Origin of the sequence: Streptomyces pyxinicus, from assembly GCF_024753135.1 — a bacterium.
GTDB lineage: Bacteria > Actinomycetota > Actinomycetes > Streptomycetales > Streptomycetaceae > Streptomyces > Streptomyces pyxinicus.
Window position 1 is genome coordinate 1 of record NZ_JANUGP010000068.1, and the last position, 1,326, is coordinate 1,326.

General features: G+C 71.1%; 1 protein-coding gene and 1 pseudogene. Both read left to right on the forward strand.

Annotation, left to right across the window (positions count from 1 at the left end):
- Positions 1 to 197, forward strand: a pseudogene (locus NX794_RS35755) (hypothetical protein); the annotation flags it as partial.
- The coding region (locus NX794_RS35760) for a putative T7SS-secreted protein (protein WP_346434231.1) at positions 197 to 1,326 on the forward strand (1,130 nt) is incomplete at its 3' end. The pseudogene NX794_RS35755 and the gene NX794_RS35760, both read left to right, overlap by 1 nt.

Here is a 1,326-nt window from a genome sequence, read left to right on the forward strand (position 1 = left end):
GCGTGCAGGGCTGGAAGGACGCGGGCCGGGACGTGCTCACCTCCCACACCGTGGGTCCGGTGGGGCTGAACCCGGAGAACCTGCACCACGCGTTCGGCGTCTCGGACCAGGAGTACGGCCGGTTCCTCGACGACACCTTCGGTCCTTCGCCCGAGGCCCGTGCCGAGGCGGCCGAGCAGCAGGGCGGTGCGGGCTGATGGGCATCCTCGGGGACATCGGTGACGGCCTCAACAAGGGCCTGGGCTATGGCGAGCACCTCGTCGACGAGGGCAAGAAGAAGCTCGGCGAGGCGGTCGACTACGGCACCGACAAGCTGGGCGGGGCGCTGGACCGGGTCGGGGCGCACGACTGGGCCGACCGTGTGGAGGACTGGGGCGACGAGGTCGCCTCCGACCTGGGGGCCACACCGGGCGAGCGGCAACTGGGCCAGACCGAGGAGGCGGACGAACTCGTTCACGGCAGCCCGGAGAAGATCCGGGCGAGCGCCAAGCACCTCAGGGACTTCCACGGCGCCTTCGACAAGGTCGGTCAGGGCCTGCGGAAGGTCGACTCCTCCGGCTGGCAGGGCGAGGGTGGTGAGGCCTTCCGCAAGAAGCTCGGCGTCCACCCCGTGAAGTGGGCGCAGGCGGCGGAGGCCTGCGGCTCGGCGGCGGGGGCGCTGGAGTCGTACGCGGACACGGTCACGTGGGCTCAGGGGCAGGCCAAGGAGGCCGTCGAGCTGTACAAGAAGGGGGTGCAGGCGGCCAAGGACGCGGCCGACGACTACTCCCGCAAGGCCCAGGCCTACCACCACAAGTACGACGCGGGCGAGGACCCGGGACCCAAGCCGGAGCAGGATCTCACCGCCGGCAAGTCCGACGTGAAGGCGGCCCACGAGAAGCTCACCGAAGCCCGCAAGCAGCGCAACACGGCCGCCTCCGAGGCACAGGGCAAGGTCAAGGCGGCCCTGACGCACGCGCCCGCCGAACCGCCGCCGCTGGAACGCATCCGCAACGACCTCACCGACGGCTACCAAGCGGCCGACACCGAACTCACCCACGTCGTCGGCGGCGCCCTCAAGGGCACGGCGGGCCTGGTGAACTTCGCCCGCGGCCTGAACCCGACGGACCCCTACAACCTCACCCACCCGGCGGCCTACCTGCAGAACGTCAGCATGACGCTCTCCGGCCTGGTCTCCACCGCGTCCCACCCCGAACGGGTCGTCCAGGCCGCCGTCGACGGCTTCAAGAAGGACCCCTCGGAGTTCTTCGGCCGCATGATCCCCGAACTCATCGGCACCAAGGGCGCGGGCCTGGCCCGCGGCGGACTGCGTCTCGCCCTCAAGGA